The sequence below is a fragment of the Methylobacterium bullatum genome (genome assembly GCF_014845095.1).
GTDB lineage: Bacteria > Pseudomonadota > Alphaproteobacteria > Rhizobiales > Beijerinckiaceae > Methylobacterium > Methylobacterium bullatum.
Window position 1 is genome coordinate 1 of the sequence record NZ_NKUG01000083.1, and the last position, 25,537, is coordinate 25,537.

Consider the following 25,537-nt stretch of genomic DNA (forward strand, 5'->3'; position numbering starts at 1 on the left):
ACTCGTTCAACCTCGACGGCACCAACATCTACATGACCATGGCGGCGCTCTTCATCGCGCAGGCCACGGACACGCCGCTCACCTACGGCGAGCAGGGCCTCCTGCTCCTCGTGGCCATGCTCTCCTCCAAGGGCGCGGCCGGCGTCACCGGTTCGGGCTTCATCACCCTGGCGGCGACCCTCGCGGTGGTGCCCTCCGTGCCCGTCGTCGGCATGGCGCTGATCCTCGGCGTGGATCGCTTCATGTCCGAGTGCCGCGCGCTCACCAACTTCATTGGCAATGCGGTGGCCTGCATCGTGGTCGCCCGCTGGGAGGGCGAGGTCGACGAGGTCAGACTCGCGGCGGCACTGGGCGGCAACCCGATGCCTCTGGCAGCCGAGATGCCGGTTCTCCAGGCTGCGGAGTAACACCCGTCCCGACTTCGAGCCGGGTGGCGATCCAGCCGGCTCGAAGACGATCCGAAAGGGGCTGCCGGACCGCAATGGCCCGGCAGCCCCTTTCGCGTCGAGCACGGCCTCGGCTCCTCGACGCGATGGGTCACCCGAGGCCATTCCAGACGAGACACGTGCCCGAGATCGCCAGAAGCCCGTCCATCATGAACCGGAACGTCTCCGGGGCGAGGCGAAGCACGAAGGGCTTTGCCACGAACGCCCCCACCATGAGAGCCGCGCCCACGGCGAGGCCTCTGACGAAATCCGCGACCGGCAATGCGCCGGTTCCCTGAAAGGTCAGGGTCTTGGTCAGGTAGATTGCCAGCGACGCAGCGGCCTCCGTGCCGATGAACGCACCCTTGGTCAGGCCGTAGCCGATGAAGACCGGAACCGAGGCCGGGCCGGTCGAGGCGACGATGCCCGTCAGGAAGCCGATGACCGCTCCGGCAACCGCCAGATGGGGGAGCCGCACTCTGACGAGGCGGTCGGCCAGCCAGCGGCGTCCGGGGATCATCGCCAGAAGAAACGCGCCGATCGCCAGATCGACAGCATGCGGCGGCAGGACCAGCATCGTGCGGGCGCCGAGCATCGCCGCCGGAATTCCGGTCGCCGCATAGGTAGCGACGGCCCGCCAGTCGACCTCTCGCCACCATGCCAGGATGCGGGAGAGGTTCGCCATCACGGCCGCGACCGCCATGATCGGAATGGCTTCCTTGGGCCCGTAGACATAAGCGAGGACCGGCACCAGCATGATCGAGGAGCCGGTGCCGATGATGCCGCTGACGACGCCCGCCACGAGGCCGATGGAGAGGATGAGAAGCAGGCCCATCGGCCGATTGTGCCCGGTCGAACCGGAAGTCCCTAGGGACAATGCCTGACGGTGGATAACCTCGGCCTGCGAGCCTGTGCTGACGGAGGCCGGCTCGGATCACTTTCCCGCCAGCGAACGTTCTCCTGCCCTCATGCTGACCAGTCGGACCGATCTTGCCGATCTCGGCACCTTCCTCGCCATCGCTCGCCACCTGAGTTTCCGGCGCGCAGGGCTGGAACTCGGTGTCAGTGCCTCCGCGCTGAGCCATGCCCTCAAGGCGATGGAGGCTCGCCTCGGCGTGCGGCTGATCAATCGCACCAGCCGGAGCGTCACCCTGACCGCAACGGGTGAAGAGCTTCTGGCGTCGCTCGATGCGCCCTTCGCGGCGATCGGTTCGGCGCTCGACGGACTCAACCGCCACCGGGAGCCAGGGAACGCCGCGGGGCGCATTCGTCTCAATGTGCTCGAACATGCCAGCACGCTGCTGCTCGCGCCAGTGCTGCCCGTCTTCACCGAGCGCCATCCGCATATTGAGATCGACGTCCGCGTCTCCAACGAGCTGCTCGACATCGTGGATGCCGGGGCCGATGCGGGCATCCGATATGGCGGCACCGTCGCTCAGGACATGATCGCCCAGCGCCTGTCGGCCGACATTCGCTGGGTGGTTGTCGGCGCACCCTGTTATCTCGATCGGCATGGAACGCCGGCGCATCCACACGACCTGTTGGCGCATCGGTGCCTGCGCATCCGCCTCGGCGACGAACGGCTCTACGGTTGGGAGTTCGAACGGGCCGGTGAGTCGCTCGCGCTCGACGTGCCCGGCGCCGTGACGATCGACAACACGCACTTCGCACTGTCCCTCGCGATGGCAGGCGGGGGGCTGGCCTACCTCCCCGAACCATGCGTCAGGTCGCCGGTCAGTCGCGGTGAACTGCGCGTCGTTCTGACGGATTGGGCACCCGAGGGAGCCGGCTTTCACATCTACTATCCGGGACGTCGCCAGTTGCCGACAGGCCTGCGGCTCTTCATCGATCTGGTTCGCGAGCTTCGCCCGCTCGGTCTGTAGGCGCGATGTCGCCAGCGATGAGCCATGCTCATCGGTCTGTTGAAGCAATGGCGGGTCATCGGAGTGACGCCGTGAGCCTACTTGTCGCTGATCGGTGAGCGATAAGGCTCGCCATCACGGCCAGCCGGAGGCTTCCGACATGCTCACCACGCACCGTTTCACCGAAAAGGTCGTTTTCGTCACAGGTGCCGCCAGCGGCATCGGACGTGCCGCCGCCCTCGCTTTCTCGGCCGAGGGGGCTCGTGTGGCGATTGCCGACCGGACTGAGGCGACCCTGGAACACTTGCGGGCCGAGATCGAAGCGGCCGGCGGAGAAGTCCTGGCGATCCGTTGCGACGTGTCTCTGCCGGAAGAGGTGGAAGCGGCGATTGCCGGAACCGTCGAACGCTTCGGACGCCTCGACTGTGCCTTCAACAATGCCGGAGTCGAGAACAGGGCCACGCCGGTCCACGAGATCGAACTCGACGAATGGGACCGCATCCTCGACATCAACCTGAGGGGGACCTTCCTCTGCATGAAGTATGAGCTGGCGCAGATGGTGCGCCAGGGTGGCGGCGTGGTGGTCAACACCTCCTCCGGTGCCGGCATCCGCGGTGTCGCGGGTGGCGCGGCCTATGCCGCTTCCAAACATGCCATCATCGGTCTGACCCGCTCGGCGGCGCTGGACTATGCCAGGAAGAACATTCGTGTGAACGCCATCCTGCCCGGCAATATCGAAACGCCGATGATGGACCGTTTCACGGGAGGCGACGTTCAAAAGGCGATCGACCTCGAACCGGTAGGTCGCCTCGGCAAGCCGGAGGAGATCGCAGAAGCGGTGCTCTGGATGTGCTCGGACCTCGGTGGGTTCGTGACCGGAGCCGCCACGGTGATCGATGGTGGCTGGTCGCTTTGACGGTCGATCCGGCGAAAACGGAGGAGCAGGCGAATGGACATCACACGCAGCGGGTCGCGACCGTCCGGCAGGGGACCGTCCGAATGGTTCACCGGAACCGTGCGGATCGACCCTCTTTTCTCCGCGCCCGAGCCGGCGCGGGTCGCCGGAGCGAGCGTGACGTTCGAGCCGGGGGCCCGCACCGCGTGGCATACGCATCCGCTCGGCCAGACGCTCATCGTCACCTTCGGGGCCGGCTGGGTTCAGCGGGAGGGCGGCCCTAAGGAGGCTATCGGGCCGGGCGACGTCGTCTGGTTCGAGCCGGGTGAAAAACACTGGCACGGGGCAACGGCAACGACGGCCCTGACGCATATCGCGATCCAGGAGCAGCTCGAAGGCCGGGCGGTGACGTGGTTGGAACAGGTCACCGACGAACACTATCGCGGCGTCTGACGCTCGCGCAAAGGTGGCCCCTCGACGGGCGGGCGCGAAGACCCCCGTCCCGACGGGGCCTCATGTGGAGGGGATCAGGGTGAAGACGTGGTCCGCTCCGGCAATGGTGGCCGGGCGGTGGGCGACGATGATTCGGGTCATGCGCAGATCGCGCAAAGCCTCGGCGATGACCGCTTCCGTCGCTTCGTCGAGATGGCTCGTCGCCTCGTCGAGGAACAGGATCTCCGGTTTGCGGTAGAGGGCGCGGGCAAGGATGACCCGCTGCTTCTGGCCGCCCGAGAGCGTCGAACCCATATCGCCCACGAGGGTCTCGAACCCCATCGGGGTGCGCTTGATGTCGGCGAGAATCGCGGCGCGCGCGGCGCATTCCTCGATCCAGCCGGCATCCGGCCGCTCGTCGAAACTGGCGATGTTCTCGGCGATGGAGCCGGCGAAGAGGCCGTCAGTCTGCATCACGCCCGCGATCCGGCGGCGATAGCTGGCCGCCCCGAGGGTGCGGATCTCTTGCCCTTCGACGAGGACGCGCCCCTCGCTCGCCGGCAGCAGGCCCATCATGATCTTCATCAGCGAGGTCTTTCCCGAGCCCGAGGGGCCGGTGATGGCGAAGCTCGTCCCCGCCGGCACGTCGAGGCTGAGGTCGCGGAAGATCCAGGGCTCGTCCGCGCCGTAGCGCAGGGCGAGCTCCTTCACGGCGACACTCCCCGTACCCTCCGCCGCCCGGATCAGCGCCGGGGCGGCCGGTTCCAGGGTGGAGCCGGAACCCTCCTCGGGCTCGCTCATGACGATGTCCGACAGCCGATCGGTCTGGACGTTGAGCATGCGCAGCTGGAAGCCCGACTGGATCAGGTTGCCGATCCGCTGCGAGAACTGGTCGCGATAGGCGAGGAAGGCCACCAGCATGCCGAGCGTCATCGACTGGTCGATGACCGCCCGCGCGCCGAGCACGAGCAGGAGCAGCCTGTCGACGCCGAACAGCAGCTCATTGGCCCGGCCGAAGACGAGGTCGAGGCGCTGGAGCCGCAGCCGCGCATTCAGCGAGGTGACGAAGTGGTTCATCCAGGTGCCGCGGCGGCGCTCGCGCAGATCGAGGAGCTTCACGCTCGCCATGCCGCGCACGGTCTCGATGAAGTGGCTCTGCTGGCGCGCCTCGGCGACGATCGCCTCCTCGGTGCCCTCGCGGTAGGAGGCGTAGGCGGCGATCCGCAGCGCTGCGGCGAGCGCCGTCGAGGCGACGACGACGAAGGATAGCCAGCCGCCATAGACCACCAGCATGGCGAGCATGCCGATGGACATGATCCCGTCGAGCACGGCTTGGACGAGATCGGTGGTGAGCCCCTTCTGGATCGTCGCCAGGGAGCCGAAGCGCGAGATCACGTCGCCGACGTGCCGCTTCTCGAAATAGTCCAGTGGCAGGCGCGAGAGGTGGTCGAACAAGCTCCCCGACCATTGGTAGTTCAGCTTGGTCCCGGTGAGCATGATCGCCCAGGTCCGCGCCACCGAGAGGACGAGCTGGACGACGAGCAGAAGGGCGAGCCCCACCGCCACCACCAGCAACAGGTCGAGATCGGCGTTGACGATGACCTCGTCGATGACGATCTGCGAAGCGATCGGCATCAGGATCGCGACGAGCTCGATGCCGAGGGACAGGGCCAGGATCTGGGCGAGCGCAGGGCGGATGCCGCCGATCGTCCGGAACAGGTCGCCCAGCGCCAGTCCGCGCTGCCGCTTCTCGCGCACGAAGCTGGTGGTCGGGCTCGCTTCCAGGGCGACGCCCGTGAACTCCCGCGACGCCTCCGCGAAGGTGAGCTTGCGCCGCCCCCGGGCGGGATCGTGGATGACGATCCCCCTGCCGCTCACGGCGGTGAGCACGACGAAGTGGTTGAGCCCCCAATGCAGGATGCAGGGCGTCTTGAGCTTGGGCAGGTCCTTCAGTTCCGCCCGCAAGGCCCGGGTGGCGAGGCCCATCGAACCCGCCAGATCGATGAGGTTGCGCAGGGTCATGCCCTTGAGCGACAGGGCGTGGCGGCGGCGCAGGGCGCCGAGATCGACATGGCGGCCGTGATACCCCAGCACCATGCCGAGGCAGGCCATGCCGCATTCGGCGGCCTCCGCCTGAAGCAGGACGGGCACGCGCCGGCCGAAGCCGAACTGAAGGGTGCTGAGCAGGCTCACGCTTTCATCCGCCGCGGGTCACGAGATCGACGCTGCGCTTGACCCGGTAGAGCGGGTCGAGAAGCCATCGGTAGAGGGGGCGCTTCTCCAGGGCGATGTCGGCCTCGACCCTCATCCCGGCTTCCAGACGGCGGCTCTCGCCATAGGCGATCACGCTGTTCTCGTCCGGCCGCACGATGATGCGGTAGATGCCGTCGCCGTTCTTCGCCTTGGCGCCGGCGGCTTCCGGCAGGTCGGCGGCCTCCAGGGGCGCGCGGGTCACCTCCGAGACGGTGCCGCGATAGAGGCCGAAGCGTTGGAAGGGGAAGGCCGCGTAGCGCAGCATCACCGCCTCCCCCGTATCGATGAAGCCGATGGCGGAGGATTCCACGAACAGGTTCGCCTGCAGCCTACCCTCGCTCGGCAGCAGGGTGAGCAGCGTGGCACCCGCCGCCACGCCCTGGCCGGCCTGGACCCGGATGGAGGTGAGAATGCCCTTCTCCGGCGCCCGCACCTCGATGGCCCGGCGGGCCTCGCTCTCGGCCCGCTGCTGCTCCAACTGGGCGGCGGTGCGGTCCATCTCGGCGAGGTCGCGGGCGAGCTTGTCGTCGAAGGTGGCGAGCGTCGCCTGCAACTCGCCGACCTTGCCCATGAGCTGCAGGCGCGAATTGCGGAACTGGGCAAGCTGGGAACTCGCCTGCAGGTAGAGGTAATTCTGGTTCTGGAGGTCGGCCGAGCGGGCAAATCCGTCGCTCACCGCCTTGGCGAGGACATCGACCCGCTCTTTCAGCGGCGGCACCAGCTTCTCCTGCAACTGGACCTGCTCCTCCAATTGCCGCGACTGGGATTGGAGGTTGTCGATCTGCTCGGCGAGCGAGCGCTTCTCGGTGGCCGCCATGGCCGACCGCAACCGAGATTGCGCCTCGATCGTCTCCTTCTGCCGGGCCAGCTGATCGATGATGCGCTGCTGGGTCGGGCCGTTGGCTGAGACGGCGTCGAGGTCGAGCGTGTAGAGAAGCTGGCCCTGCACGACCCGGTCCCCCTCCTTCACCCCCGAGGCGCTGACGCGTCCGGCCACCGGGCTCGCCACGGTGATGAGACCCACATCCGGTGTGAGCATGCCGAAGGCGTGGATACGGCGGGTGTAGGTGCCGAAGACCACGTACAGGATTGCCGCGATGGTGATCAGGATCGTGATCGCGGTCATCAGCCGGATTGAGAGCGGCTGCACGATCTGGGCTTCGCCCAACCAGGAATCCTGGCGCGCTCGGGCGACCTCTGCGCGAAAAAGCGGCGACGTCATCGGGTTCGGCGGTCCTCCTAGCCCAATGGCGGCGTAGTTCGATGTTGAGGCGTCTTATGCACGAGAAGCGCGGCGGGCCTACTGGCCCGCCACGCTTATTCACCGATCAGGATTGATGCGGATAAGTGCTCAGTGGCCGCCGAGGAGGCCGCCGACCGCGCCGAGAAGACCGCCGACGAGGCCGCTCACCAAGCCACCCACCTGACCGACCACGCCGGAAACGGCGCCGAGTTCGCTGGACAGGTCGAGGTCCAGGCCGAGGGACAGGCCGCCGCCGACGGCGTCGAGTTCGGTGGCGTCGAGTTCGCGGATGGTGTCCAGGTTCTGGGTCATGTCACATCTCCAAGATTAGGCGGCGCGTTCGCTTCGCGCCACGCCGAGAAATCGGGTTGGCGGGCCGGGCTACTTGCCGCCCAGGAGGCCACCAACGGCGCCGAGCAGGCCACCGACGAGACCGCCGACCAAACCGCCGACTTGGTCGATCGTGCCCGAAACGGCACCGAGTTCACTCGAAAGGTCGAGGTCGAGACCCAGGGAGAGGCCGCCGCCGACCGCATCGAGCTCGGATGCATCGAGGGTGCGGATGGTGTCATTCGTCTTAGACATTCATTCTCTCCAGAGTGTATTCGGTACGTCGATCTTTTTCTCTAGTCTATGTTTGAAAGCATTCGGTCTTGCTTTCTGTTATCCAGACTACACGCTCAGAATCGTCCATCAACCCTCAATTTCGACCTTCTTGCCCGAGGTCGCCCCTTGGTGAGCTTTGTTGTCGATTGATGACGGCGTGGCTGTTTCTTCGGCTACGGTCGGCGAAGGTCTGATTTTCCTCACCAAGTTTGCTGGAATTTGGCGATTCTTGCTGAGGATGAGGCAAGGCTTAGAATTCTGTATTTTCCTAATCAAAACACTGATAAACATCATGTTTTTTGAATTATTTGACAATTTGTCGCAGGTAAATCAATCGGCAAAGTGAGGCTTGACTGTTTGGAATTTGCTTCCCCTCCTATCGGATTAGGCGACAACAATGATCTGCGGCCCCCGGAGCGAGGCGGTCCGAGGGCGGTAAGTCTTATTATAGATTTGACAAAGGGCAGTCGCATTGCCCGAGGAGGCCGTGGCAGTCACCGTCAGCGGGCTAGGCTGAGCGACAAAGGCAAGACATTTCACAATAGGCTTCGTCGCGTTGGATGCAGGTTCATTGGATCTCACCCTTGCGTGCTGCATCGCTTTGCACGAAAGTGCAGATCGAACGGCTTGCGGTGGCGGTTGTTCGTCAAAGCGGCTCATCGCCGATCGAATGCCCAAACTGGGCGCTCGAGGACGGGGCCTTTCGAGACGCGTTTCTTGCGACCGTCTGGGAGACGGGCTGCCAATGGGAGTTTTCGCATGCATCATGATCGCGTGAATGCGGATTGATCAGAGCGAATGCGGTTGCACGATCGAACTCGACGGTGAGATCGAGGCTGTGCTCCAGACCAGCACCGGCCTCGGGTGGTCCGGCATCGGCTTCAGCGACATCATGCTCGGCAGCCAGGGGACGGTGTCCATCGTCCAGCAAGGCGTCCACTTCGCCCTGTCGCTGGCGCCGCCGAGTCAGCGCTTTCTCTGGTCGGGCCAGACTTACGATTTCTCGGAGGACAACATCATCGTCCTCGAGCCGGGGGCTGCCGTGGTCGAGAGTTGGACCGGGCCGTTCCGTACGCTGACACTGAGAGTGGCCCCGGAGGCCGTCGAGCGCATCACCGACGCCTCCCTCACCAAGACACAGATCCGGACCCAGTTCGTTCCGTCGCGCTCGCAGATCGCGGTGAGCCATCTGCTGCAAGCCGTGTCGGCCGACCTGGAGACGGGATGCTCCACCGGGCCATTGTTGGTGGAAAGCGTATCGGCGACGCTGCTGCAGTTGTTCTCAGGCGGTGAAACGATGCCCCGTCGCACCGGCCCCACGCTGACGTCGCCACAGGCCGCGACCCTTCGCGAACTGATCCTCGCCCGCCTCGCTGAACCGCTGAGCCTGCAACATTTGGCGGACGCCGTCGGCACCAGCGTCGGCCATCTCGTTCGCGCCTTCAAGACATCCTTCGGCGTGACACCCTATCAGTTCATCCTGCGGGAGCGGGTGAACCGGGCGCAGGACCTGATTGCCAGCGGGACGTTGAGCCTGAGCGAGATCGTTCCCCTGGCGGGGTTCAACGATGCGAGCCAGATGTCGAAGACCTTCCGCCGTCTCACGGGACAGCCGCCACGCGCCTTCCTGCGCCGCGCGCGCGAGACTCGGCCCCTCGGCCCATCGAACGGTTAAGTCCCCCCGCGAGGAGTTCCGGCTGTGCCCCCGATTCTTCAGCGGTCGGGGCGATCAGCATCGCTCTTGAATGCCTCCGACCCCCAGGCCGTCATTACCGGATGTGATCGTTATCGACGAGGCGACGAGTTCCCGCGACGGCGAAACCGATGCGGCGGAGATGGCGGCCCTGTCCGGCACGCGCACGCTCATGCTGACCGCGCGCCGGCTGACGAATCTGAACGGAACGGATGTTGTCCATGCCCTGGACGAAGCCCGGCCGATCGCTTCGGGACCACCCGATATTGTCCTGCCGACGACCACAGTGGAACCAGTCCGTTCGATTGTGGGACTCCGATAAGGGATGGTGCGGTCGCAATGCAGGACCGCATGGCCTATCCGGCCTGCCGTTCCGGATCCCCGCCCGTCAGCACTGCGTCGCGGTACATCGGTCCATGCTCCTGGCCCGCAGAACCGTAGCGCTCACCGGGCCTTCAGCACCACCCGGCAGGCGGCGGGAAGGGCCGCCATGGTCATCGGCGGCTTGGGCCTCACCGGCTTCGTCGATTTCGGCGGGTTCAGCACCGCGTCGCTGAACCAATAGGCGAGTTCCTCGCCACAGCCGTCGCCGGGGGGCGGCGGGGCCTGGTCCCCGCACTGATCGTCGCCGGCCGGGCAAGAGAGGCGAATATGGTAGTGGTAATTGTGCCCGTACATCGGGCGAACCTTGTTGAGCCAGGAGCGGTCGCCACCCGCTCCCCGACACAGGGCCTTCTTGATCGCCGGGTTGACGAAGAGGCGCGCGACTTCTGGCTGCTGTGCCGTGAGGCGGATCAGCTTGAGATGTTCCGGTGTCCAGACCTGCGGATCGATGTCGAGGCGGTCCGTGCGCACCACGTTGGTGGCCGAGGTCTCCTCGCGCTCCGCGCGTGTCATGCGATGGTTTGGCATCGGTGTCAGCCAGATATCCGCGTCGAGGCCGAGCTGGTGGGAGGCGTGGCCGGTGAGCATCGGTCCGCCGCGAGGCTGGGACATGTCGCCGACGAGAAGGCCGTTCCAACCGACGCTGGGCGCCTTGGCCGCCAGTCGCTCGATGAAATCCACGAGATTCGGCGTGCCCCACATCCGGTTGCGTGAGAGGCGCATCACCTGCCAGTTCTGTCCGTCCTGGGCCAGCGCCTCGCCGCCGGAGAAGCATCCCTTGGCATAGGACCCATAGGGTCTTGCAGGACCGGGAGCCGGCGTCGTTGCCCGCCCGAAGAGGGCTTTGGCCGGTGTCGAGGGCGCGTCGGGATTGTCCAGTGGCGGTAGGGGCTTGGGGTTCACACTGCCCCTGTCCTGGGCCTGTGCGGCCCCTCCGCAGGCGAGGAAGGCGAGGGCCGCGAGGCGGAACGAGCGTAAGGTCAGGTGCATGGCGCCAACCTAGTCCATCGGCCGTCGGGCCGTCGAGAGCTCTCGGCTATTCCGCTGGCGAGACCGAGATCTTGATCGCGTCCGATTTCGCGCCGCTGACGACGATGAGAATGGGCGTGGTGCCGAACTGGAACCGGACGCTCTTCGAAACGCCCGGACATCCGGGCCGCATCGTGCTCGCCACGGGTTTGCGCGTCGTCGTGCCGTCCTGGCTCACGTCGATCCAGGCATTGTCCGACAGGGTCACCTGATACAGGCCGGGCATAACGACGGGCGGTATTCGCAAGCTGCCGCCGAATGTGCCGGGATTCGGTTCCCGCGAGGGCACGAAGGGGAGATCGGCCTCGGCGATCGGCTTGAGTGCCAGGACGGCGCCCGGCATCTCTGCAGAGAGGGTCGCGCCGGAATCGAGCCGGGGGAGAGAAGGAGCTTCGAACCAGGCCTGCTCACGCAGGAGCGGCCAGTCGAACGAGGTGCAGGCGGCCGGATCGGCGACCTGTTGCGCCGACGCCCTATCGGCGTCGAGACCCGCGCCGGATGCGAGCACCAGGCCGGCGATGATCGGGAGCATTCTGCGCATGGCCACTGTCCTATGAACGGTCGCGGGCCCCTCGACGGTGAGAACGGTGCCGTGACCGGAAAGGTTTCCCACGGTTGTCCGCTTTGGGGGGGCAGTGCGGACCCGGTGATCACTCGTCGTCCGATTGCTCGACGTCCTCGGACACGGTTTGGCGTACGCCCCAGCCGCGCAACGTCTCGTTGAGCTCGTCGAGGACGAAATGGCGGGCACTGTCGCGGTCGTAGCCTTCGTCGAGATAGGAATCGTATTCGGTGAAGACGTGGCGGGCAAAGGCGACGAGGGCGAGCCAAGCCGCGTTCTCGGGGCTCGCATTCCGCAGCCCCGGACTTGTCAGCGCCCGGGAGAGGACGGAATCCGTCTCGAAAGCGGGCAGGCGCGGAGCGAGGATACGAAGCGCTTCGCCGACGGCGTCCGCGCGGGTCATCGCGGCGTCTTTACTTGTCGTGGTGGCCGGCGGCGATCCGATCCGTGAGGGCCATGAGGATTCCGGACACGACGAAGACCATGTGGAGACCGACGAGCCAGTACAATTCGCGGTCCGGCGTCGCCTTGATGTCCATGAAGGCTTTCAGCAGCGAGATCGCCGAAATGGCGACGATCGACGACATCAGCTTCAGCTTCAGCCCGGTGAAGTCGATCGTCCCCATCCATTCGGGCCAGTCCTTGTGGTCCGTATGATCGATCTTCGAGACGAAGTTCTCGTAGCCCGAGAACATCACGATGATGAGCAGCGACGCGGTGAAGGACAGATCCACCAGGGTCAGCACGCCGAGAATGATCTGCGACTCGGTGGCGCTCCACATGTGCAGGACGAAATGAGCGAGTTCCTGAAACAGCTTGACCAGAAGCACGACGATGCCGATGCCGAGCGCCGCGTAGAACGGCGCCAGTAGCCAGCGGCACGCGAAGAGTACGCGTTCGAAAACCTGTTCGATCATCCGTCTCGAATCCCCCGCCCGACCGGGCGGGGTTTGGCATGTGCGGCAAAGCTCGACAAGCGGTGAGCTCGGCGGGCGAGGCGCCTCAGGCGGCGACGCCGGTACCGATCGGACAGGTCACGCCGGTGCCACCGACACCGCAATAACCCGCAGGGTTCTTGGCGAGATATTGCTGATGGTAACCCTCGGCGAAGTAGAACGTATCGAGGGGGACGATCTCCGTGGTGATCTCGCCGAACCCGCGTGCCTTCAAAGCTTCCCCGTAGGCCTCCCGTACGCGTCGGGCGGTCTCGGCCTGCGCCTCGTTCGCCGTGTAGATGCCCGAACGGTACTGCGTGCCGACATCGTTGCCCTGGCGCATGCCCTGGGTCGGGTCATGGTTCTCGAAGAACGTCTTGAGTACCGCCTCCAGGGGGCGCACGGCCGGATCGTAGACGACGAGAACCACCTCGTTATGCCCGGTCATGCCCGAGCAGACCTCTTCGTAGGTCGGGTTGGGCGTGAAGCCGCCGGCATAGCCCACCGCCGTCACGACGATTCCGTCCGGCAATTGCCAGAACTTGCGCTCGGTGCCCCAGAAGCAGCCGAGCCCGAGGACGATCTGCTCGCTTCCCTCCGGATAGGGGCCCTTCAGCGGATGGCCGTTGACGAAATGGGTCTCGGTGGTGGGGATCGGTGTCGACCGGCCGGGCAGCGCGTCGGCGGCGCTCGGCATTTCGGGACGTTTGCGGAAGAACTGGAGCATCGGGGCCTCCGTGAGAGGGCGGGATGTTCCCTATATGGGGTGCCGGACCCTCTTCCTGAATGCCCCGTGTCGAAACGGCCATGCCTTACGGTCGAGGCGTCAGGGCCGGCTGAGAAAGCCGATCGGCTCTCGGGGCGGCTGGCCGAGCCAGAGCAGGAAGGCCCCGAGACCGAGGCCGAGGAGGCAGGCGGGGGCCAGAGTGAGCGGCAGGACGAGGGCCTGCCACAGCCATGGGGCCACGCTCTCCACCGAGCCCTGGAGCGCACTCCCGCGCTCCTTGAACAGCGTCATCAGAAGGTCGCTCAGGCTGGTGAAGCGGACGCCGTTATTGGCGATCGAGCGCGCGCCATCGTAGACGAGGCCGACGAAGCCCGCCGCGAGGACGACATATCCGAGGAGGCGGCTTAGGAAGCGGAGCATCGCGGCTTGCACACACGCCGGCTCCCGTGCCGGCCCTGCGGGATTAGGGGGCGCCGTCGCGAGGCGCAAGGTCTCCGAGGCACACGCCGTCCCGGCAGCGAGCGTGCATCGGCCGCCATTGCGCGCCGTGACGGCTCCGTGGCACAGCCCGTCCCAGCCATTTCCAGCGGACCATCGCCTTGCCGACCGAACCCGAAACTTCCACCGGACTGGTGATCTTCGATTGCGACGGCGTGCTGGTCGACAGCGAGCCGCTGAGCCTCGGGACACTGACGGCGGGGCTCAACCGGATCGGCGTCGCCATCGATGTGGATACGGTGAGGGAGCGCTTCGCCGGCACGTCGATGACGTCGATCATGGGACATATCGAGCGCGATTACGGGATCGCCGCACCCGACGGCTTCGTCGAGGCGGTGAAGGCCGAAACCCTTCGTGCCTTCGACCGCGACCTGCGCGCCATGGAGGGAATCGCCCTGGCGGTGCGGGCGCTGGAGCTTCCGAGCTGCGTTGCATCGAGCAGCGATCCGGCGCGGCTTGCCCATTCACTCGGCCTCACCGGTCTGCTGCCCCTGTTCGAGGGCCGCATCTTCTCGGCGACCATGGTCTCCCGCGGCAAGCCGGCGCCCGATCTCTTCCTCCTGGCCGCCGCCGAGATGGGATTCGCCCCCGGCCACTGCCTCGTTGTCGAGGACAGCGTGCCCGGCGTCACGGCGGCGCGCGCCGCCGGAATGCGCGTCCTCGGCTTCATCGGCGGGGGCCATTGGGAGCACGATCCCACGGGGGCGGACCTGATCGCGGCCGGGGCCGAACGGGTCTATGCGCATCATCGCGACCTTGCCGGCCTGATCGGGCGCGCCGCCGCATCCGTCTGACCTCGGCTCGTCCCGAAGAAACCGCCTGCGCTCCGTTGATCTGCGCGTCATTCATGCCATGAGGGCGCATGCATTCGGAAGATGCATCCGTTGACGAAGCGGAGGACTGCTATCATTCTATAGGTGCGGTTGTGGTCCGTATGGGCCGATCCGCCGCGGTGATTTGAAGTGTGTAGCTTGCGCCGCGTCATCAAACGCTAAAGCACTGCGGAGCGCTCGCGCCTCGTGGTCCTTCATCGAAAGGATGACTTGCCGTGATTGATCGAACCTCCTTCCAAGCTCTTCTGCATGCCTGCTCCGGCTGTCGATGCTGACCGACCCGTCAGATCGAGCCGCTTTCAGCAGATGGCCCTCGGGCCGCGTCAGGAGTTCACGACACCATGCCCCATCTCCAGCAGGACGACGCTCGTCGGGCGTTGAATCGATTGCACACGCCTGATGCCCGGGCGGATCATCTCCAGGCCCGTGCCCGCAACCGCCTTCATGCCGCCCCGCCGCCGCGGGTGATCGAAATCGGCGAAGTGACGGCCGGAATCGCCGTGCCCGAACGGGGCGGCGTGCGGTTCTTCTCGTCGGAACGCGATTTCGACCCCCTCGACGGGCTCGTCTTCCGCAGCGTCGAGCAGGCGGCAAAGGCGGCGCGGGACCGTTTCGCGGCCCGTCGTGCGCCGCGCCGGCACGCCGTCCCAACCCGGCTCGATCTCGTGCGTCCCGAGGCGGATCTCGACCTTCATCGGACGGCGTACGGGCGCTGAGCGTTCGTGAGCCTTCGACAGTGGACGTTCCGGTAGGGACGCCCACTGCGGGGACAGGCCGTTTACGCTTCGACGACGGTGCTCGACGGACGCGTGGCCCTGAGGCGTCGCCGGCGCTCGGCTCGGGCGAGTTCGGCCGCATTGGCAAATCCCGTCGCCATGGCGATATCGGCCGAACTCAGCGCGCTCTCGCGGCGGAGCTGATGGGCCCGGTCGAGCCGCAGGGCGAGATAATGCTGGTGAAGACTGATACCGATCCGGTTTCTGAAGAGCAGCTCGAGTTGGCGGATCGACACGCGGGCGAGTTCGGCCAGGCCCTGCCGCGAAAGCGGCGTTTCCAGATTGGTTTCCATTGCGGCGAGGACCCGGAGCAGGCGCGGATCCCGCACCCCGATCCGCAGGCGCAGGTCCATCCTCTGCGGGCTCAGGCCCTCCCGGATCTGGTTGTGTAGGAACCAGTCGCTGACGCCGTTGGCGAGGCCCGGACCGTGGTCGCGCTCGATCAGGTTGAGCATCAGGTCGAGAGCGGCGATGCCGCCCGAGCAGGTGATCCGATCGTCCTGGATCTCGAACAGGGAGCGCACGACCTCGATATCCGGGTAGCGTTCCTCGAAGGCGGGAACATGCTCCCAGTGGAGCGTGCAACGGCGCCCCGTCAGCAGACCCGCGCGGGCGAGCAGGTAAGGCCCTCCGGAAATACCGCCGAGCGTGATCCCACGCCGGGCGAGATGGCGAAGCCAGGCGGTCAGGGCCGGGTCGTCGAAGGCAGCAGGATTTCCGCCCGCACAGACGAAGACCCGATCGGCGTCGAGTTTGGTGTCTCCGACATCGACATCCGGCAGGATCGCGATTCCGTTCGAAGCCTGTACGGCGTCTCCCCCCGGTGCCGCATGCCACCAGCGGTAGACTTCGCTGTCCAAGAGAGTGTTGGCCGCCCGCATGGGCTCGACCGCGGCCGCATAGGACATGAGCGGAAAGCCGGGCAGCAGGATGAAGCCGACGGTCAGCGGCTTCGGCTTTTCCGGCGCGGCGGTGTTCCGATCCAAGCGTGAAGGAGTGGGAGCTGGGGGGCGGATGCTCATTTCTGCGCGAATTGTCCGAATGACGTCGCAAAATGCAAGGGGCGCTGGCCGGCGATCAGCTACCGATGAGGCTCACACGCCGCATTCAGCCCCGGAGCATGTCCCGCCATGCGCTATTCCCTTCTCAGCGTCCTGGGTCAGGCCCTGCGTGGCCAACGCGATTGGAAGCCCCAATGGCGCGATGCTGCGCCCAAGGCCGAGTATGACGCCGTCATCGTCGGCGGCGGCGGCCACGGTCTCGCGACCGCCTATTACCTCGCCAAGGAGCACGGCATCACCAACGTGGCCGTGCTGGAGAAGAGCCATGTCGGCTCCGGCAACGTCGGGCGCAACACCACCATCGTCCGCTCGAATTACGGGCTCGCCGGCAACATCCCGTTCTACGAACGGTCGATGAAGCTCTGGGAGGGGCTGGAGCAGGACATCAACTACAACGCCATGGTGAGCCAGCGCGGCGTGCTGAATCTCTACCATTCGGATGCGCAACGCGATGCCTATGCCCGGCGCGGCAACGCCATGCGGATGGCGGGCATCGATGCCGAACTCCTCGACCGAGAGGGGGTTCGGGGAATAGTGCCGTTCATCGATTTCGACAATGCGCGCTTTCCCGTGAAGGGCGGTCTCCTCCAGCGCCGGGGCGGCACCGTGCGCCACGACGCCGTGGCCTGGGGCTACGCCCGCGCAGCCAGCGACCGAGGCGTCGACATCGTCCAGAACTGCGCCGTCACCGGCATCCGCCGCGAGAACGGGCGGGTGGTCGGGGTCGAGACGAGCCGTGGCTTCATCCGGGCGAGGAAGGTCGCGCTCTCGGTGGCGGGCTCGACATCGCTGCTGGCCTCCATGGCCGATCTGCGCCTGCCGATCGAGAGCCACGTGCTCCAGGCCTTCGTCAGCGAGGGCGTGAAGCCTTTCATCGACACTGTGATGACCTTCGGGGCCGGCCATTTCTACGTCAGCCAGTCGGACAAGGGCGGCCTCGTCTTCGGGGGCGATATCGACGGCTACAATTCCTACGCCCAGCGCGGCAACCTCGCGACGATTGAGGACGTGATGGAGGGCGGCATGGCCCTGTGGCCGGGCCTCGGGCGCCTGCGCCTGCTGCGGCACTGGGGCGGGATCATGGACATGTCCATGGACGGCAGTCCGATCATCGACCGTACACCGATCGACGGCCTCTATCTCAACGCGGGCTGGTGTTACGGCGGCTTCAAGGCGACCCCGGCGGCGGGCTTCTGCTTTGCCCATCTCATCGCCCGCGACACGTCTCACGAGGACGCCGCCGCCTACCGACTCGGCCGTTTCGCCACCGGCCATCTCATCGACGAGAAGGGCATGGGCGCCCAGCCGAACCTGCATTGAGCGCGGATCTGGATTGAGGGAACGACGATCATGCGTATCCGATGCCCCCATTGCGGGCCCCGTGACAACGGTGAGTTCAGCTATCTCGGCGACGCCGCGCCGATCCGGCCCGACGGCATGGAAGCGCAGCCCGTCGCCATGCACGACTACGTCTACCTGCGCGACAACCCGGCCGGCCCCCATCGCGAGCTCTGGTATCACGGCGCCGGCTGCCGCTCCTGGCTCGTGGTCGACCGGGATACGCGAACCCATGAGATCACCGGGGTGTCCTCCGCCCGCGACGTCGCGCTGAGCCGCCGGACAGGAGAGGTCGCATGACCACGATCACCCTTCGGGACACCGCCCTCCCGCGCGTTGCCGCGCCAGCAACTTTCACCGGCCAGGACTTTCGCACCGCGACCGGCGGGATGATCGACCGCCGCCGCCCCCTGGACTTCACCTTCGACGGCCGCCGCTACAGTGGGTTCCAGGGCGATACCCTGGCCTCGGCGCTGTTGGCCAACGGCGTGCGGCTCGTGGGCCGGTCGTTCAAGTACCACCGCCCGCGCGGCATCCTCACCGCCGGTTCGGAGGAGCCGAACGCCCTCGTCGAGCTGCGTTCGGGCGCGCGCCGGGAGCCGAACACCCGCGCCACCGTGGCCGAACTCTACGAGGGGCTGGAGGCGTCGAGCCAGAATCGCTGGCCGTCACTGAAATACGACGCCCTCTCGGTCAACGCCCTGGCGGCGCCGGTCTTCGCGGCGGGCTTCTACTACAAGACCTTCATGTGGCCGGCCGCTCTCTGGGAGAAGCTCTACGAGCCGATGATCCGCCGCGCCGCCGGCCTCGGCCGGGCCGCGCACGCGCCGGATCCCGACACCTACGACAAGGCCTTCGCGTTCTGCGACGTGCTTGTGATCGGGGCCGGACCGGCCGGGCTCGCTGCGGCCCTGGCCGCCGGACGCTCGGGTGCGCGCGTCATCCTCGTCGACGAGGATCACCGGATGGGGGGGCGCCTGCTCGCCGACCGGCGCGAGATCGCCGGGCGATCCGGTGCGGATTGGGTGGCGGATGCCCTCGCCGAACTGGAATCCATGCCGGAGGTGCGCATCCTTCCCCGGACCACCCTGTTCGGGGTCTACGATCACGGTGCCTACGGGGCGGTCGAGCGCGTCGGCGATCATCTGGCCGTGCCACCCGCCCATGCGCCGCGCCAGCGCATGTGGCGGATCACGGCAAGGCAGGCCATCCTCGGTGCCGGAGCCATCGAGCGCCCGCACGTCTTCGGCGGCAACGATCGGCCCGGCGTGATGCTGGCCGGCGCGGTGCGGACCTACCTCAACCGATACGGCGTGCTGCCGGGGCGGAACGTGGCCGTATTCACCTCTGGTGACGACGGCTGGCGCACCGTGGCCGATGTCGTCGCGGCCGGCGGGCAGGTGGCGGCGGTGATCGATTCCCGCGCCTCGGTGCCGGCCGACCTGCGCCGGGCGGCCGAGGCAGCCGGCGCGCAGGTGATCTGCGACGGCTACGTCACCGGCACGAAGGGGCATCTCGGCCTGGAGGCGATCGAGGTGGTGGACACCTATGGCAGCCGCCAGACCATCGCCTGCGACTGCCTCGCCATGGCCAATGGCTGGAACCCGATCGTGCATCTCGATTCGCATCTGTCGCGGCGCCCGGTCTGGGACGAGGCGATCCACGCCTTCGTGCCGGGTGCGCTTCCCTCCGGCATGGTGGCCGTCGGGGCGGCGGGCGGAGCCTTCACCCTCGCTTCCTGCCTGGAGACCGGCGGCCGGGCCGGTGCGGAGGCCGCCTCAGCCTGCGGGTTCGCCGGCGCCGCGCCTGAGATTCCGAAGACCGACCCCGAGAGTATCGCCCATACGCCGCTCTGGCGCGTGCCGGTCTCGAAGGGCAAGGCCTTCGTCGATTTCCAGAACGACGTGGCCGCCTCCGATGTGGAACTCGCCCATCGGGAGGGCTTCCGCGCGGTCGAGCTCCTGAAGCGCTACACCACCCTCGGTATGGCCACCGACCAGGGCAAGACCTCGAACCTCGCCGGGCTCGGCATCATGGCGGAGCTCACCGGCCAGCCGGTCGCGAGCGTCGGCACCACGATGTTCCGGCCGCCCTTCACTCCCGTCGCCATCGGCGCCTTCGCCGGGCATCACCGGGGCAAGGATTTCCGCGCGACCCGGCACGTCCCCTCCCATGCCTGGTGCGAGGAGCAGGGGGCGGTCTTCGTCGAGACCGGCCTGTGGCTCCGCCCGGCCTATTTCCCACAGGCCGGCGAGAACGACTGGCTGGAAACGGTCAATCGCGAGGTGAACACGGTGCGCGCCCATGTGGGCGTCTGCGATGTGACGACGTTGGGCAAGATCGACATCCAGGGCCAGGACGCCCTCGCCCTCATCGAGCGGGTCTGCGCCAATCCCTTCGGCACGCTGCCTGTGGGCAAGGCGCGCTACGCCGTACTCCTGCGCGAGGACGGTTTCGTCCTGGACGACGGCACCATCGCGCGGCTGGGCGAGAGCCATTTCGTGATGACGGCCTCTACGGCCAACGCTGGAAAGGTCATGCAGCACCTCGAATTCTGCCACCAATGGCTGTGGCCTGAACTCGATGTGCAGATGGTTTCGGTGAGCGAGCAATGGGCGCAATACGCCGTAGCCGGCCCGCGCGCCCGCGACACGTTGCTGGGCATCGTCGATCCCGGTTTCGACCTGTCGAACGAGGCCTTCCCCTTCCTGGCCTGCGCCGACGTCACGGTCGGAGGGGGCATCCCCGCGCGGCTGTTCCGCATCTCGTTCTCGGGCGAGCTGGCCTATGAACTCGCCGTCCCGGCGGCATATGGCGATGCCGCCTGGCGGGCGGTCATGGCGGCGGGCTCGGCCCACGGCATCACGGCCTACGGCTCGGAGGCGCTCTCGGTGATGCGCATCGAGAAGGGCCACGCGGCCGGTGCCGAGATCAACGGCCAGACGACGGCACGCGACATCGGCCTCGGCGGCATGCTGGCCAAGAAGAAGGACTATATCGGCCGCCTGATGAAGGAACGCCCGGCCCTCGTCGATCCCGAGCGGCCGATCCTCGTGGGTTTCCGCCCGGTCGATCGCAGCCAGCGCCTACGCGCGGGGGCACGTTTCCTCGCCATCGGTGCTGCCCCGAGCCTCGCGGCCGATGAGGGCACCATGACCTCGGTCGCCTATTCACCGAGCCTCGGCCACTGGATCGGGCTCGGCCTGATCCGCCGCGGCCCCGAGCGCCATGGGACACGGGTGCGCGCCTACGATCCGGTGCGCGACGGGGATATCGAAGTCGAGATCTGCTCACCGGTCTTCGTCGACCCGAAAGAGGAGAAGCTGCGTGTCTGATGCTATCGAGACGACATGGCGGCCGAGAAGTGCCTGGGCGGGAATCGCACCGGTTGGTCGGCACGGACGTCCGGGCGGAGAGCCCGGCCTCCGTCTAACCCTGCGCGAGGAATTCGGCCTCGCAACGCTGATCGCGGTGAAGGGCCGGACCGACGCCCTGCGGCAGGTCTTGGACGAGCGCTTCGGCTGGTCGCTGCCCGATACCGGTACCGCCAGCCTGACGGGAGAGCGGGGATTGGTCTGGTCCGGACCGGATCAATGGCTCGCGCTGTTCGAGACGCCGAGGGAGATGGCCGGCCTTGTCCAGGCCTTGCAGGGGCTCGCTGCGGTCACGGACCAGAGCGACGCCCGCGCGATCGTCCGCGTGTCCGGGCCGGACGCCCGCGCGTTCCTCGCCAAGGGCCTCGCCATCGACCTTCATCCCCGTGCCTTCCAGCCAGGGCAGGTCGCCGTCACCGCCCTTGCGCATATGGGCGCACAGGTCTGGCAGCGGGACACTTCCCCCACCTATGATCTCGCCGTGGCACGCAGCTTCGCCGGCAGCGTCTGGTCGTGGCTGAGCCATGCCGCGGACGAGTTCGGCTACGACGTGCGCAACTCGACGCCTTGAACCGAGGCGGTGGTTCAGCCGCGCGGGTAGACGATGATGGACAGGTAGGTCATCGGCGTCTTGATCAGTTTGGCCGGCCCGTGGGACGCCGCCGAATCGAACAGCAGCGAGTCTCCCGGCTGAAGCGTGTAATCGTGCTTGTCGTGACGATAGACGACTTCGCCGGTCAGCATATAGATGAACTCGGTCCCCGCATGCCGAAACCCGGTATAGGATTCGGCATCGTTTTCCAGTGTGATCAGGTAGGGCTCGACGACGATTTCACCGCGCAGGCCCGCCCCCAGAAGCTCGTAGAGATGGCCGGCTTTCGTCCCGCGCCGCTCGATGACGACACCCTGTCCGCGCTTGACGAAGGAGCAGTCGCGGCTCTCCTCGAAAGCCGAGAACAGCACGGTGATGGGCACGTTCAAGGCCTTCGCGACGGCATTGATCGACGACAGGGACGGTGAGATCTGCCCGTTCTCCATCTTGGAGATCATGCCTGGCGAGATCCCGGCGGCTGTTCCAAGATCAACTACGGAGAGGTCCCGCTCGCGACGCAGGTGCCGGATCTGGTGGCCCAATGCCCGCTCGAGGCTTCGTTCCTGATCGGTCGGTGCATTGGAGGCAGTGTTCAGCATCGTTTCCAAGCAATCTCATCGCAACGTCGGTCGTTCGAAAGCACGTCTTGTTCCTCGGCACCGCCGATTCCATCACGACAGGTCGTCGATCTCCAGCGAGGAGCGATCGCCACGGACCTTTCGCAGGCGCGTCGGCTCTCGCCGAAGAGGGCGCGAGGGCGTGCGGTTGGCGGCCATGTCTCCGTCGAGGAAGTGTAAGTCCTCAGGCCGTGCATGACTATGTGGCATCACGAGCGGTCATCGCGATGCGTGGAGCATGCTGCCGGTGCGCCGGAACCCCGATCCGTTGCACTCTCTACCTCCATGCGCTCCCGAGCCCAGCGACCGCCCGCCTACCGTGTTTCTTTTGAAGAAATAATTGTTCCCGAGATTGACCCCTGCGGGTGATCCATGCGACCAGTCCTTTCAAGGGACGGGTCGGCGTGGAGACCAAGTATGTGCGGTATTGTCGGGTTGTTTCTGAAGAATCCTGATCTGGAGCCTCGTCTGGGGTCTCTGCTGTCGACGATGCTCGAGACGATGACGGGGCGTGGTCCGGACAGTGCGGGCTTTGCCGTCTACGGAGCCGGCGGGGCCGGGGTGAAGCTGACCCTGCGTGGAGCCGACAGGGCATCGCTCGCCGACGCGGTAGCCCACCTCGAGAGCCGGCTGGGGCGCGGCGTCGAGGCGGTGGCGCGCGACACCCATACGGTGATCGACGTTCCGGCGGCTCTCGAGGGCGACGTGCGTGGCTTTCTCGGTGCCGAGGCTCCCGGCATCGATGTGGTCAGTGCCGGCCGGCGGATGGAGATCTACAAGGAGGTCGGGCTACCGGCCGCCGTCGCCGCGCGGTTCGATCTCGCCGGCATGACCGGCACCCACGGCATCGGCCATACCCGCATGGCCACGGAGAGCGCGGTCACCACCAACGGTGCGCACCCGTTCTCCACCGGCATCGACGAATGCCTGGTCCATAACGGCTCGCTGTCGAACCACAACGACATGCGCCGCCGCCTCGAGCGCGAGGGGCTCACCTTCGCCACCAAGAACGACACCGAGGTCGCGGCCGGCTATCTGAGCTGGCGCATGCGAGAGGGCGCGTCTCTCAAGCAGGCCTTGGAATCGAGCCTGTCGGATCTCGACGGCTTCTTCACCTTCGTGGTCGGCACCGAGACGGGCTTCGCCGTGGTGCGCGATCCGATCGCCTGCAAGCCGGCGGTGATGGCCGAGACCGACGACTACGTGGCGTTCGGCTCCGAGTACCGGGCCCTCGTGGGTCTACCCGGGATCGCCTCCGCCCGCGTCTTCGAACCCGAACCCGCCAAGGTCTACGCCTGGGAGCGTCACTGATGTCGTCCTACGATCTCAACCAGGCGCCCCTGCGCGACCTCAACCGGGCATTGCACGCCCTGCGCCCCGACACCAACGAGACCCACTGGACCATCACCGGTCCGGATGGCCGCCACGCCATCGCGGTGGGCCTGGATGCGCCGATCTCCGTCGAGATCGAGGGGAATGTCGGCTATTACTGTGCCGGCATGAACAAGCTCGCGAGTGTCGTGATCAACGGCAATGCGGGCGTGGGTGTCGCCGAGAACATGATGTCGGGCTTCGTCCATGTGCGCGGCGACGTCAGCCAGTCGGCCGGCGCCACGGCGCATGGCGGCCTCCTCGTGGTCGACGGCAATGCGGGCGCGCGCTGCGGCATCTCGATGAAGGGCATCGACATCGTCGTGAAGGGCTCGATCGGCCACATGTCGGCCTTCATGGCCCAGGCCGGAACTCTCACCGTGCTCGGCGATGCCGGCGAGGCTTTGGGCGATTCCCTCTACGAAGCGCGGCTCTACGTGCGCGGCTCGGTCAAGAGTCTGGGCGCCGATTGCATCGAGAAGGAGATGCGCGACGAGCACCGCGAGCAGCTCTACGCCAAGCTCCAGGCCGCCGGCCTCGCCGGCGAGGTCAGCCCGTCGGAGTTCCGGCGCTACGGCTCCGCCCGCCGCCTCTATCATTTCAACGTCGACAACGCCGGAGCCTACTGATGGCCGAGACTCCCAAGGACCCGACCCTCAAGGATGCGCGTCCCCTGCCGCGCACCAAGCCCCGCTTCTCGGCGACCTTCACCCCCGACGTGATGTCTGAGATCCGCCGCGCCGCCGCCACCGGCATCTATGATATCCGTGGCGCGGGTGCGAAGCGCAAGCTGCCGCATTTCGACGACCTCCTGTTCCTGGGCGCCTCGATCAGCCGCTACCCGCTGGAGGGCTACCGTGAGCGCTGCGGCACCGAGGTTGTGCTGGGCGCACGCTTCGCCTCGAAGCCGATCCACCTCAAGACCCCGATCACCATCGCGGGGATGAGCTTCGGCTCGCTCTCGGCCCAGGCCAAGGAAGCGCTCGGGCGCGGGGCGACGCTGGCCGGCACCTCGACCACGACCGGCGACGGCGGCATGACGCAGGAGGAGCGCGGGCATTCGCAGACGCTGGTCTACCAGTACCTGCCCTCGCGCTACGGCATGAACCCGGACGACCTGCGCAAGGCGGATGCGATCGAGATCGTCATCGGCCAGGGCGCCAAACCCGGCGGCGGCGGCATGCTGCTCGGCCAGAAGATCACCGAGCGTGTCGCCGGCATGCGCTGTCTGCCCCCGGGCGTCGACCAGCGCTCGGCCTGCCGCCATCCGGACTGGACCGGGCCGGACGACCTCGAGATCAAGATCGAGGAACTGCGTGAGATCACCGATGGCGAGAAGCCGATTTACGTGAAGGTCGGCGCCTCGCGGCCCTATTACGACACCGCGCTCGCCGCCAAGTCCGGCGCCGACGTGGTCGTGCTGGACGGCATGCAGGGTGGTACGGCCGCAACGCAGGACGTGTTCATCGAGCATGTCGGCATCCCGATCCTGGCGGCGATCCGCCCCGCGGTGCAGGCGCTGCAGGACCTCGGTCTGCACCGGAAGGTGCAGCTCGTGGTCTCGGGCGGCATCCGCTCGGGAGCCGATGTGGCCAAGGCCCTGGCGCTCGGCGCCGACGCCGTCGCCATCGGCACGGCGGCGCTCATCGCGCTGGGCGACAACGATCCGCGCTGGGAGGCCGACTATCAGGCCCTCGGCACCACCGCCGGAGCCTACGACGATTGGCACGAGGGCAAGGATCCCGCCGGCATCACCACGCAGGACCCGGAACTGGCCAAGCGCCTCGACCCCGTCCTCGCCGGCCGGCGGCTGGCCAACTACCTCGCCGTGATGACCCTGGAGGCGCAGACCATCGCGCGCGCCTGCGGCAAGAGCCACCTGCACAACCTCGAACCCGAGGACCTCGTGGCGCTCACCATCGAGGCCGCCGCCATGGCGCAGGTGCCGATGGCCGGCACGGGCTGGATTCCGGGCAAGACCGGCTTCTGAGCACAACGAAGGGCCGTCCCACGGGGGCGGCCTTTCCCTTC

At 66.8% G+C, this 25,537-nt stretch carries 28 protein-coding genes; 14 read left to right on the forward strand and 14 right to left on the reverse strand.

Annotated elements, in window-relative coordinates; genetic code table 11:
- Window positions 1-407 (forward strand): cation:dicarboxylate symporter family transporter (locus tag MBTS_RS12830; protein WP_192215800.1); only part of this gene is annotated, 407 nt, incomplete at its 5' end.
- Between the two features lie 130 nt (window positions 408-537).
- Here MBTS_RS12830 and MBTS_RS12835 read toward each other — a convergent pair.
- Entirely contained in the window at window positions 538-1,260 is a 723-nt protein-coding gene (locus MBTS_RS12835; protein ID WP_056141253.1) for a sulfite exporter TauE/SafE family protein, read from the reverse strand.
- Between the two features lie 133 nt (window positions 1,261-1,393).
- Here MBTS_RS12835 and MBTS_RS12840 point away from each other — a divergent pair, with 133 nt between their 5' ends.
- From MBTS_RS12840 to MBTS_RS12850, 3 genes are all read left to right on the forward strand, one after another.
- Window positions 1,394-2,308 (forward strand): LysR family transcriptional regulator, encoded by a 915-nt coding sequence (locus MBTS_RS12840; RefSeq protein WP_192215815.1) that lies wholly within the window; start codon window positions 1,394-1,396, stop codon window positions 2,306-2,308.
- Window positions 2,309-2,447: 139 nt separating this feature from the next.
- Window positions 2,448-3,203 (forward strand): glucose 1-dehydrogenase, encoded by a 756-nt coding sequence (locus MBTS_RS12845; protein ID WP_192215801.1) that lies wholly within the window; start codon window positions 2,448-2,450, stop codon window positions 3,201-3,203.
- Window positions 3,204-3,236: 33 nt separating this feature from the next.
- On the forward strand, window positions 3,237-3,635 hold the full coding sequence (locus MBTS_RS12850) for a (R)-mandelonitrile lyase (RefSeq protein ID WP_192215802.1): 399 nt from the start codon (window positions 3,237-3,239) through the stop codon (window positions 3,633-3,635).
- A gap of 60 nt (window positions 3,636-3,695) precedes the next feature.
- On the opposite strand, the gene MBTS_RS12855 is transcribed toward MBTS_RS12850, so the two are convergent.
- From MBTS_RS12855 to MBTS_RS12870, 4 genes are all read right to left on the reverse strand, one after another.
- The gene (locus MBTS_RS12855) at window positions 3,696-5,807 is read right to left on the reverse strand and encodes a peptidase domain-containing ABC transporter (RefSeq protein ID WP_192215803.1); all 2,112 of its coding nucleotides are present in this window, start codon (window positions 5,805-5,807) and stop codon (window positions 3,696-3,698) included.
- A gap of 4 nt (window positions 5,808-5,811) precedes the next feature.
- Window positions 5,812-7,089: an HlyD family secretion protein gene (locus tag MBTS_RS12860; protein WP_147830751.1), complete on the reverse strand. Its 1,278-nt coding sequence runs from the start codon at window positions 7,087-7,089 to the stop codon at window positions 5,812-5,814.
- A gap of 129 nt (window positions 7,090-7,218) precedes the next feature.
- Complete coding sequence (locus MBTS_RS12865) at window positions 7,219-7,422, reverse strand: hypothetical protein (RefSeq protein WP_018045605.1); 204 nt, start codon at window positions 7,420-7,422, stop codon at window positions 7,219-7,221.
- Between the two features lie 69 nt (window positions 7,423-7,491).
- A complete protein-coding gene (locus MBTS_RS12870) occupies window positions 7,492-7,695 on the reverse strand; it encodes a hypothetical protein (protein WP_018045604.1) in 204 nt (67 codons plus the stop codon).
- A gap of 799 nt (window positions 7,696-8,494) precedes the next feature.
- On the opposite strand from MBTS_RS12870, the gene MBTS_RS12875 reads away from it, so the two are divergent.
- Complete coding sequence (locus tag MBTS_RS12875; RefSeq protein ID WP_147830753.1) at window positions 8,495-9,391, forward strand: helix-turn-helix domain-containing protein; 897 nt, start codon at window positions 8,495-8,497, stop codon at window positions 9,389-9,391.
- A 103-nt stretch (window positions 9,392-9,494) separates the two neighbouring features.
- Window positions 9,495-9,731 (forward strand): P-loop NTPase family protein, encoded by a 237-nt coding sequence (locus MBTS_RS12880; protein ID WP_187273362.1) that lies wholly within the window; start codon window positions 9,495-9,497, stop codon window positions 9,729-9,731.
- Between the two features lie 122 nt (window positions 9,732-9,853).
- Here MBTS_RS12880 and mepA read toward each other — a convergent pair whose 3' ends face one another.
- The 6 genes from mepA to MBTS_RS12910 all read right to left on the reverse strand — a co-directional run bounded on the left by mepA (window position 9,854) and on the right by MBTS_RS12910 (window position 13,466).
- Window positions 9,854-10,783 carry a penicillin-insensitive murein endopeptidase gene (gene mepA, locus MBTS_RS12885; RefSeq protein ID WP_018045601.1) on the reverse strand — a complete coding sequence of 310 codons (930 nt, stop codon included), beginning with the start codon at window positions 10,781-10,783 and terminating at the stop codon, window positions 9,854-9,856.
- Window positions 10,784-10,829: 46 nt separating this feature from the next.
- Entirely contained in the window at window positions 10,830-11,363 is a 534-nt protein-coding gene (locus MBTS_RS12890; protein WP_238253980.1) for a hypothetical protein, read from the reverse strand.
- Window positions 11,364-11,472: 109 nt separating this feature from the next.
- Entirely contained in the window at window positions 11,473-11,787 is a 315-nt protein-coding gene (locus MBTS_RS12895; protein WP_192215804.1) for a DUF2293 domain-containing protein, read from the reverse strand.
- 10 nt (window positions 11,788-11,797) lie between these two features.
- Window positions 11,798-12,301 (reverse strand): TIGR00645 family protein, encoded by a 504-nt coding sequence (locus MBTS_RS12900; protein WP_056141226.1) that lies wholly within the window; start codon window positions 12,299-12,301, stop codon window positions 11,798-11,800.
- Between the two features lie 85 nt (window positions 12,302-12,386).
- Window positions 12,387-13,046: a peptide-methionine (S)-S-oxide reductase MsrA gene (msrA, locus tag MBTS_RS12905; protein ID WP_056141223.1), complete on the reverse strand. Its 660-nt coding sequence runs from the start codon at window positions 13,044-13,046 to the stop codon at window positions 12,387-12,389.
- Between the two features lie 99 nt (window positions 13,047-13,145).
- On the reverse strand, window positions 13,146-13,466 hold the full coding sequence (locus MBTS_RS12910; RefSeq protein WP_147830757.1) for a PetM family of cytochrome b6f complex subunit 7: 321 nt from the start codon (window positions 13,464-13,466) through the stop codon (window positions 13,146-13,148).
- Window positions 13,467-13,645: 179 nt separating this feature from the next.
- On the opposite strand from MBTS_RS12910, the gene MBTS_RS12915 reads away from it, so the two are divergent.
- Window positions 13,646-14,338, forward strand: a complete 693-nt coding sequence (locus MBTS_RS12915) for an HAD family hydrolase (protein ID WP_147830759.1) — start codon at window positions 13,646-13,648, stop codon at window positions 14,336-14,338.
- A gap of 362 nt (window positions 14,339-14,700) precedes the next feature.
- Here the strand turns inward: MBTS_RS12915 and MBTS_RS24250 are convergent, their stop codons facing one another.
- Window positions 14,701-15,072, reverse strand: coding sequence for a hypothetical protein (locus tag MBTS_RS24250; RefSeq protein ID WP_187273363.1), 372 nt, complete (start codon window positions 15,070-15,072; stop codon window positions 14,701-14,703).
- A gap of 83 nt (window positions 15,073-15,155) precedes the next feature.
- Window positions 15,156-16,175: a GlxA family transcriptional regulator gene (locus MBTS_RS12925; protein ID WP_373321295.1), complete on the reverse strand. Its 1,020-nt coding sequence runs from the start codon at window positions 16,173-16,175 to the stop codon at window positions 15,156-15,158.
- 108 nt (window positions 16,176-16,283) lie between these two features.
- Between MBTS_RS12925 and MBTS_RS12930 the strand changes: the two genes are divergently transcribed.
- From MBTS_RS12930 to MBTS_RS12945, 4 genes are read left to right on the forward strand one after another with little or no spacing between them, the layout of a single operon-like run.
- Complete coding sequence (locus tag MBTS_RS12930) at window positions 16,284-17,534, forward strand: sarcosine oxidase subunit beta family protein (protein WP_147830763.1); 1,251 nt, start codon at window positions 16,284-16,286, stop codon at window positions 17,532-17,534.
- A gap of 30 nt (window positions 17,535-17,564) precedes the next feature.
- A complete protein-coding gene (locus MBTS_RS12935) occupies window positions 17,565-17,852 on the forward strand; it encodes a sarcosine oxidase subunit delta (RefSeq protein WP_056164073.1) in 288 nt (95 codons plus the stop codon).
- On the forward strand, window positions 17,849-20,887 hold the full coding sequence (locus MBTS_RS12940) for a sarcosine oxidase subunit alpha family protein (RefSeq protein ID WP_192215805.1): 3,039 nt from the start codon (window positions 17,849-17,851) through the stop codon (window positions 20,885-20,887). The genes MBTS_RS12935 and MBTS_RS12940 overlap by 4 nt, the downstream gene beginning before the upstream one ends.
- On the forward strand, window positions 20,880-21,497 hold the full coding sequence (locus MBTS_RS12945; protein ID WP_192215806.1) for a sarcosine oxidase subunit gamma: 618 nt from the start codon (window positions 20,880-20,882) through the stop codon (window positions 21,495-21,497). Before MBTS_RS12940 ends, MBTS_RS12945 begins: the two co-directional genes overlap by 8 nt.
- A 14-nt stretch (window positions 21,498-21,511) precedes the next feature.
- On the opposite strand, the gene MBTS_RS12950 is transcribed toward MBTS_RS12945, so the two are convergent.
- Window positions 21,512-22,117 (reverse strand): helix-turn-helix domain-containing protein, encoded by a 606-nt coding sequence (locus MBTS_RS12950; RefSeq protein ID WP_056141207.1) that lies wholly within the window; start codon window positions 22,115-22,117, stop codon window positions 21,512-21,514.
- A gap of 435 nt (window positions 22,118-22,552) precedes the next feature.
- Here MBTS_RS12950 and MBTS_RS12955 point away from each other — a divergent pair, with 435 nt between their 5' ends.
- Genes MBTS_RS12955 through MBTS_RS12965 form a run of 3 tightly spaced genes read left to right on the forward strand, consistent with a single transcriptional unit; the run spans window position 22,553 to window position 25,496 of the window.
- Window positions 22,553-23,446, forward strand: coding sequence for a class II glutamine amidotransferase (locus MBTS_RS12955; protein ID WP_192215807.1), 894 nt, complete (start codon window positions 22,553-22,555; stop codon window positions 23,444-23,446).
- On the forward strand, window positions 23,446-24,135 hold the full coding sequence (locus tag MBTS_RS12960) for a protein glxC (protein ID WP_018045584.1): 690 nt from the start codon (window positions 23,446-23,448) through the stop codon (window positions 24,133-24,135). The genes MBTS_RS12955 and MBTS_RS12960 overlap by 1 nt, the downstream gene beginning before the upstream one ends.
- The gene (locus MBTS_RS12965) at window positions 24,135-25,496 is read left to right on the forward strand and encodes an FMN-binding glutamate synthase family protein (protein ID WP_018045583.1); all 1,362 of its coding nucleotides are present in this window, start codon (window positions 24,135-24,137) and stop codon (window positions 25,494-25,496) included. Before MBTS_RS12960 ends, MBTS_RS12965 begins: the two co-directional genes overlap by 1 nt.
- The last annotated feature ends 41 nt before the right edge of the window (window positions 25,497-25,537 follow it).

Excerpts from the sequence above, each read along its gene's own strand:
- MBTS_RS12835 (WP_056141253.1), bottom strand. The coding sequence starts at position 1,260 with ATGGGCCTGCTTCTCATCCTCTCCATCGGCCTCGTGGCGGGCGTCGTC.
- MBTS_RS12840 (WP_192215815.1), top strand. The coding sequence starts at position 1,394 with ATGCTGACCAGTCGGACCGATCTTGCCGATCTCGGCACCTTCCTCGCC.
- MBTS_RS12845 (WP_192215801.1), top strand. The coding sequence starts at position 2,448 with ATGCTCACCACGCACCGTTTCACCGAAAAGGTCGTTTTCGTCACAGGT.
- MBTS_RS12850 (WP_192215802.1), top strand. The coding sequence starts at position 3,237 with ATGGACATCACACGCAGCGGGTCGCGACCGTCCGGCAGGGGACCGTCC.
- MBTS_RS12860 (WP_147830751.1), bottom strand. The coding sequence starts at position 7,089 with ATGACGTCGCCGCTTTTTCGCGCAGAGGTCGCCCGAGCGCGCCAGGAT.
- MBTS_RS12865 (WP_018045605.1), bottom strand. The coding sequence starts at position 7,422 with ATGACCCAGAACCTGGACACCATCCGCGAACTCGACGCCACCGAACTC.
- MBTS_RS12870 (WP_018045604.1), bottom strand. The coding sequence starts at position 7,695 with ATGTCTAAGACGAATGACACCATCCGCACCCTCGATGCATCCGAGCTC.
- MBTS_RS12875 (WP_147830753.1), top strand. The coding sequence starts at position 8,495 with ATGCGGATTGATCAGAGCGAATGCGGTTGCACGATCGAACTCGACGGT.
- mepA (WP_018045601.1), bottom strand. The coding sequence starts at position 10,783 with ATGCACCTGACCTTACGCTCGTTCCGCCTCGCGGCCCTCGCCTTCCTC.
- MBTS_RS12890 (WP_238253980.1), bottom strand. The coding sequence starts at position 11,363 with ATGCGCAGAATGCTCCCGATCATCGCCGGCCTGGTGCTCGCATCCGGC.
- MBTS_RS12895 (WP_192215804.1), bottom strand. The coding sequence starts at position 11,787 with ATGACCCGCGCGGACGCCGTCGGCGAAGCGCTTCGTATCCTCGCTCCG.
- MBTS_RS12900 (WP_056141226.1), bottom strand. The coding sequence starts at position 12,301 with ATGATCGAACAGGTTTTCGAACGCGTACTCTTCGCGTGCCGCTGGCTA.
- msrA (WP_056141223.1), bottom strand. The coding sequence starts at position 13,046 with ATGCTCCAGTTCTTCCGCAAACGTCCCGAAATGCCGAGCGCCGCCGAC.
- MBTS_RS12910 (WP_147830757.1), bottom strand. The coding sequence starts at position 13,466 with ATGCTCCGCTTCCTAAGCCGCCTCCTCGGATATGTCGTCCTCGCGGCG.
- MBTS_RS24250 (WP_187273363.1), bottom strand. The coding sequence starts at position 15,072 with ATGAAGGTCGAGATCCGCCTCGGGACGCACGAGATCGAGCCGGGTTGG.
- MBTS_RS12925 (WP_373321295.1), bottom strand. The coding sequence starts at position 16,175 with ATGAGCATCCGCCCCCCAGCTCCCACTCCTTCACGCTTGGATCGGAAC.
- MBTS_RS12930 (WP_147830763.1), top strand. The coding sequence starts at position 16,284 with ATGCGCTATTCCCTTCTCAGCGTCCTGGGTCAGGCCCTGCGTGGCCAA.
- MBTS_RS12935 (WP_056164073.1), top strand. The coding sequence starts at position 17,565 with ATGCGTATCCGATGCCCCCATTGCGGGCCCCGTGACAACGGTGAGTTC.
- MBTS_RS12940 (WP_192215805.1), top strand. The coding sequence starts at position 17,849 with ATGACCACGATCACCCTTCGGGACACCGCCCTCCCGCGCGTTGCCGCG.
- MBTS_RS12950 (WP_056141207.1), bottom strand. The coding sequence starts at position 22,117 with ATGCTGAACACTGCCTCCAATGCACCGACCGATCAGGAACGAAGCCTC.
- MBTS_RS12955 (WP_192215807.1), top strand. The coding sequence starts at position 22,553 with ATGTGCGGTATTGTCGGGTTGTTTCTGAAGAATCCTGATCTGGAGCCT.
- MBTS_RS12960 (WP_018045584.1), top strand. The coding sequence starts at position 23,446 with ATGTCGTCCTACGATCTCAACCAGGCGCCCCTGCGCGACCTCAACCGG.
- MBTS_RS12965 (WP_018045583.1), top strand. The coding sequence starts at position 24,135 with ATGGCCGAGACTCCCAAGGACCCGACCCTCAAGGATGCGCGTCCCCTG.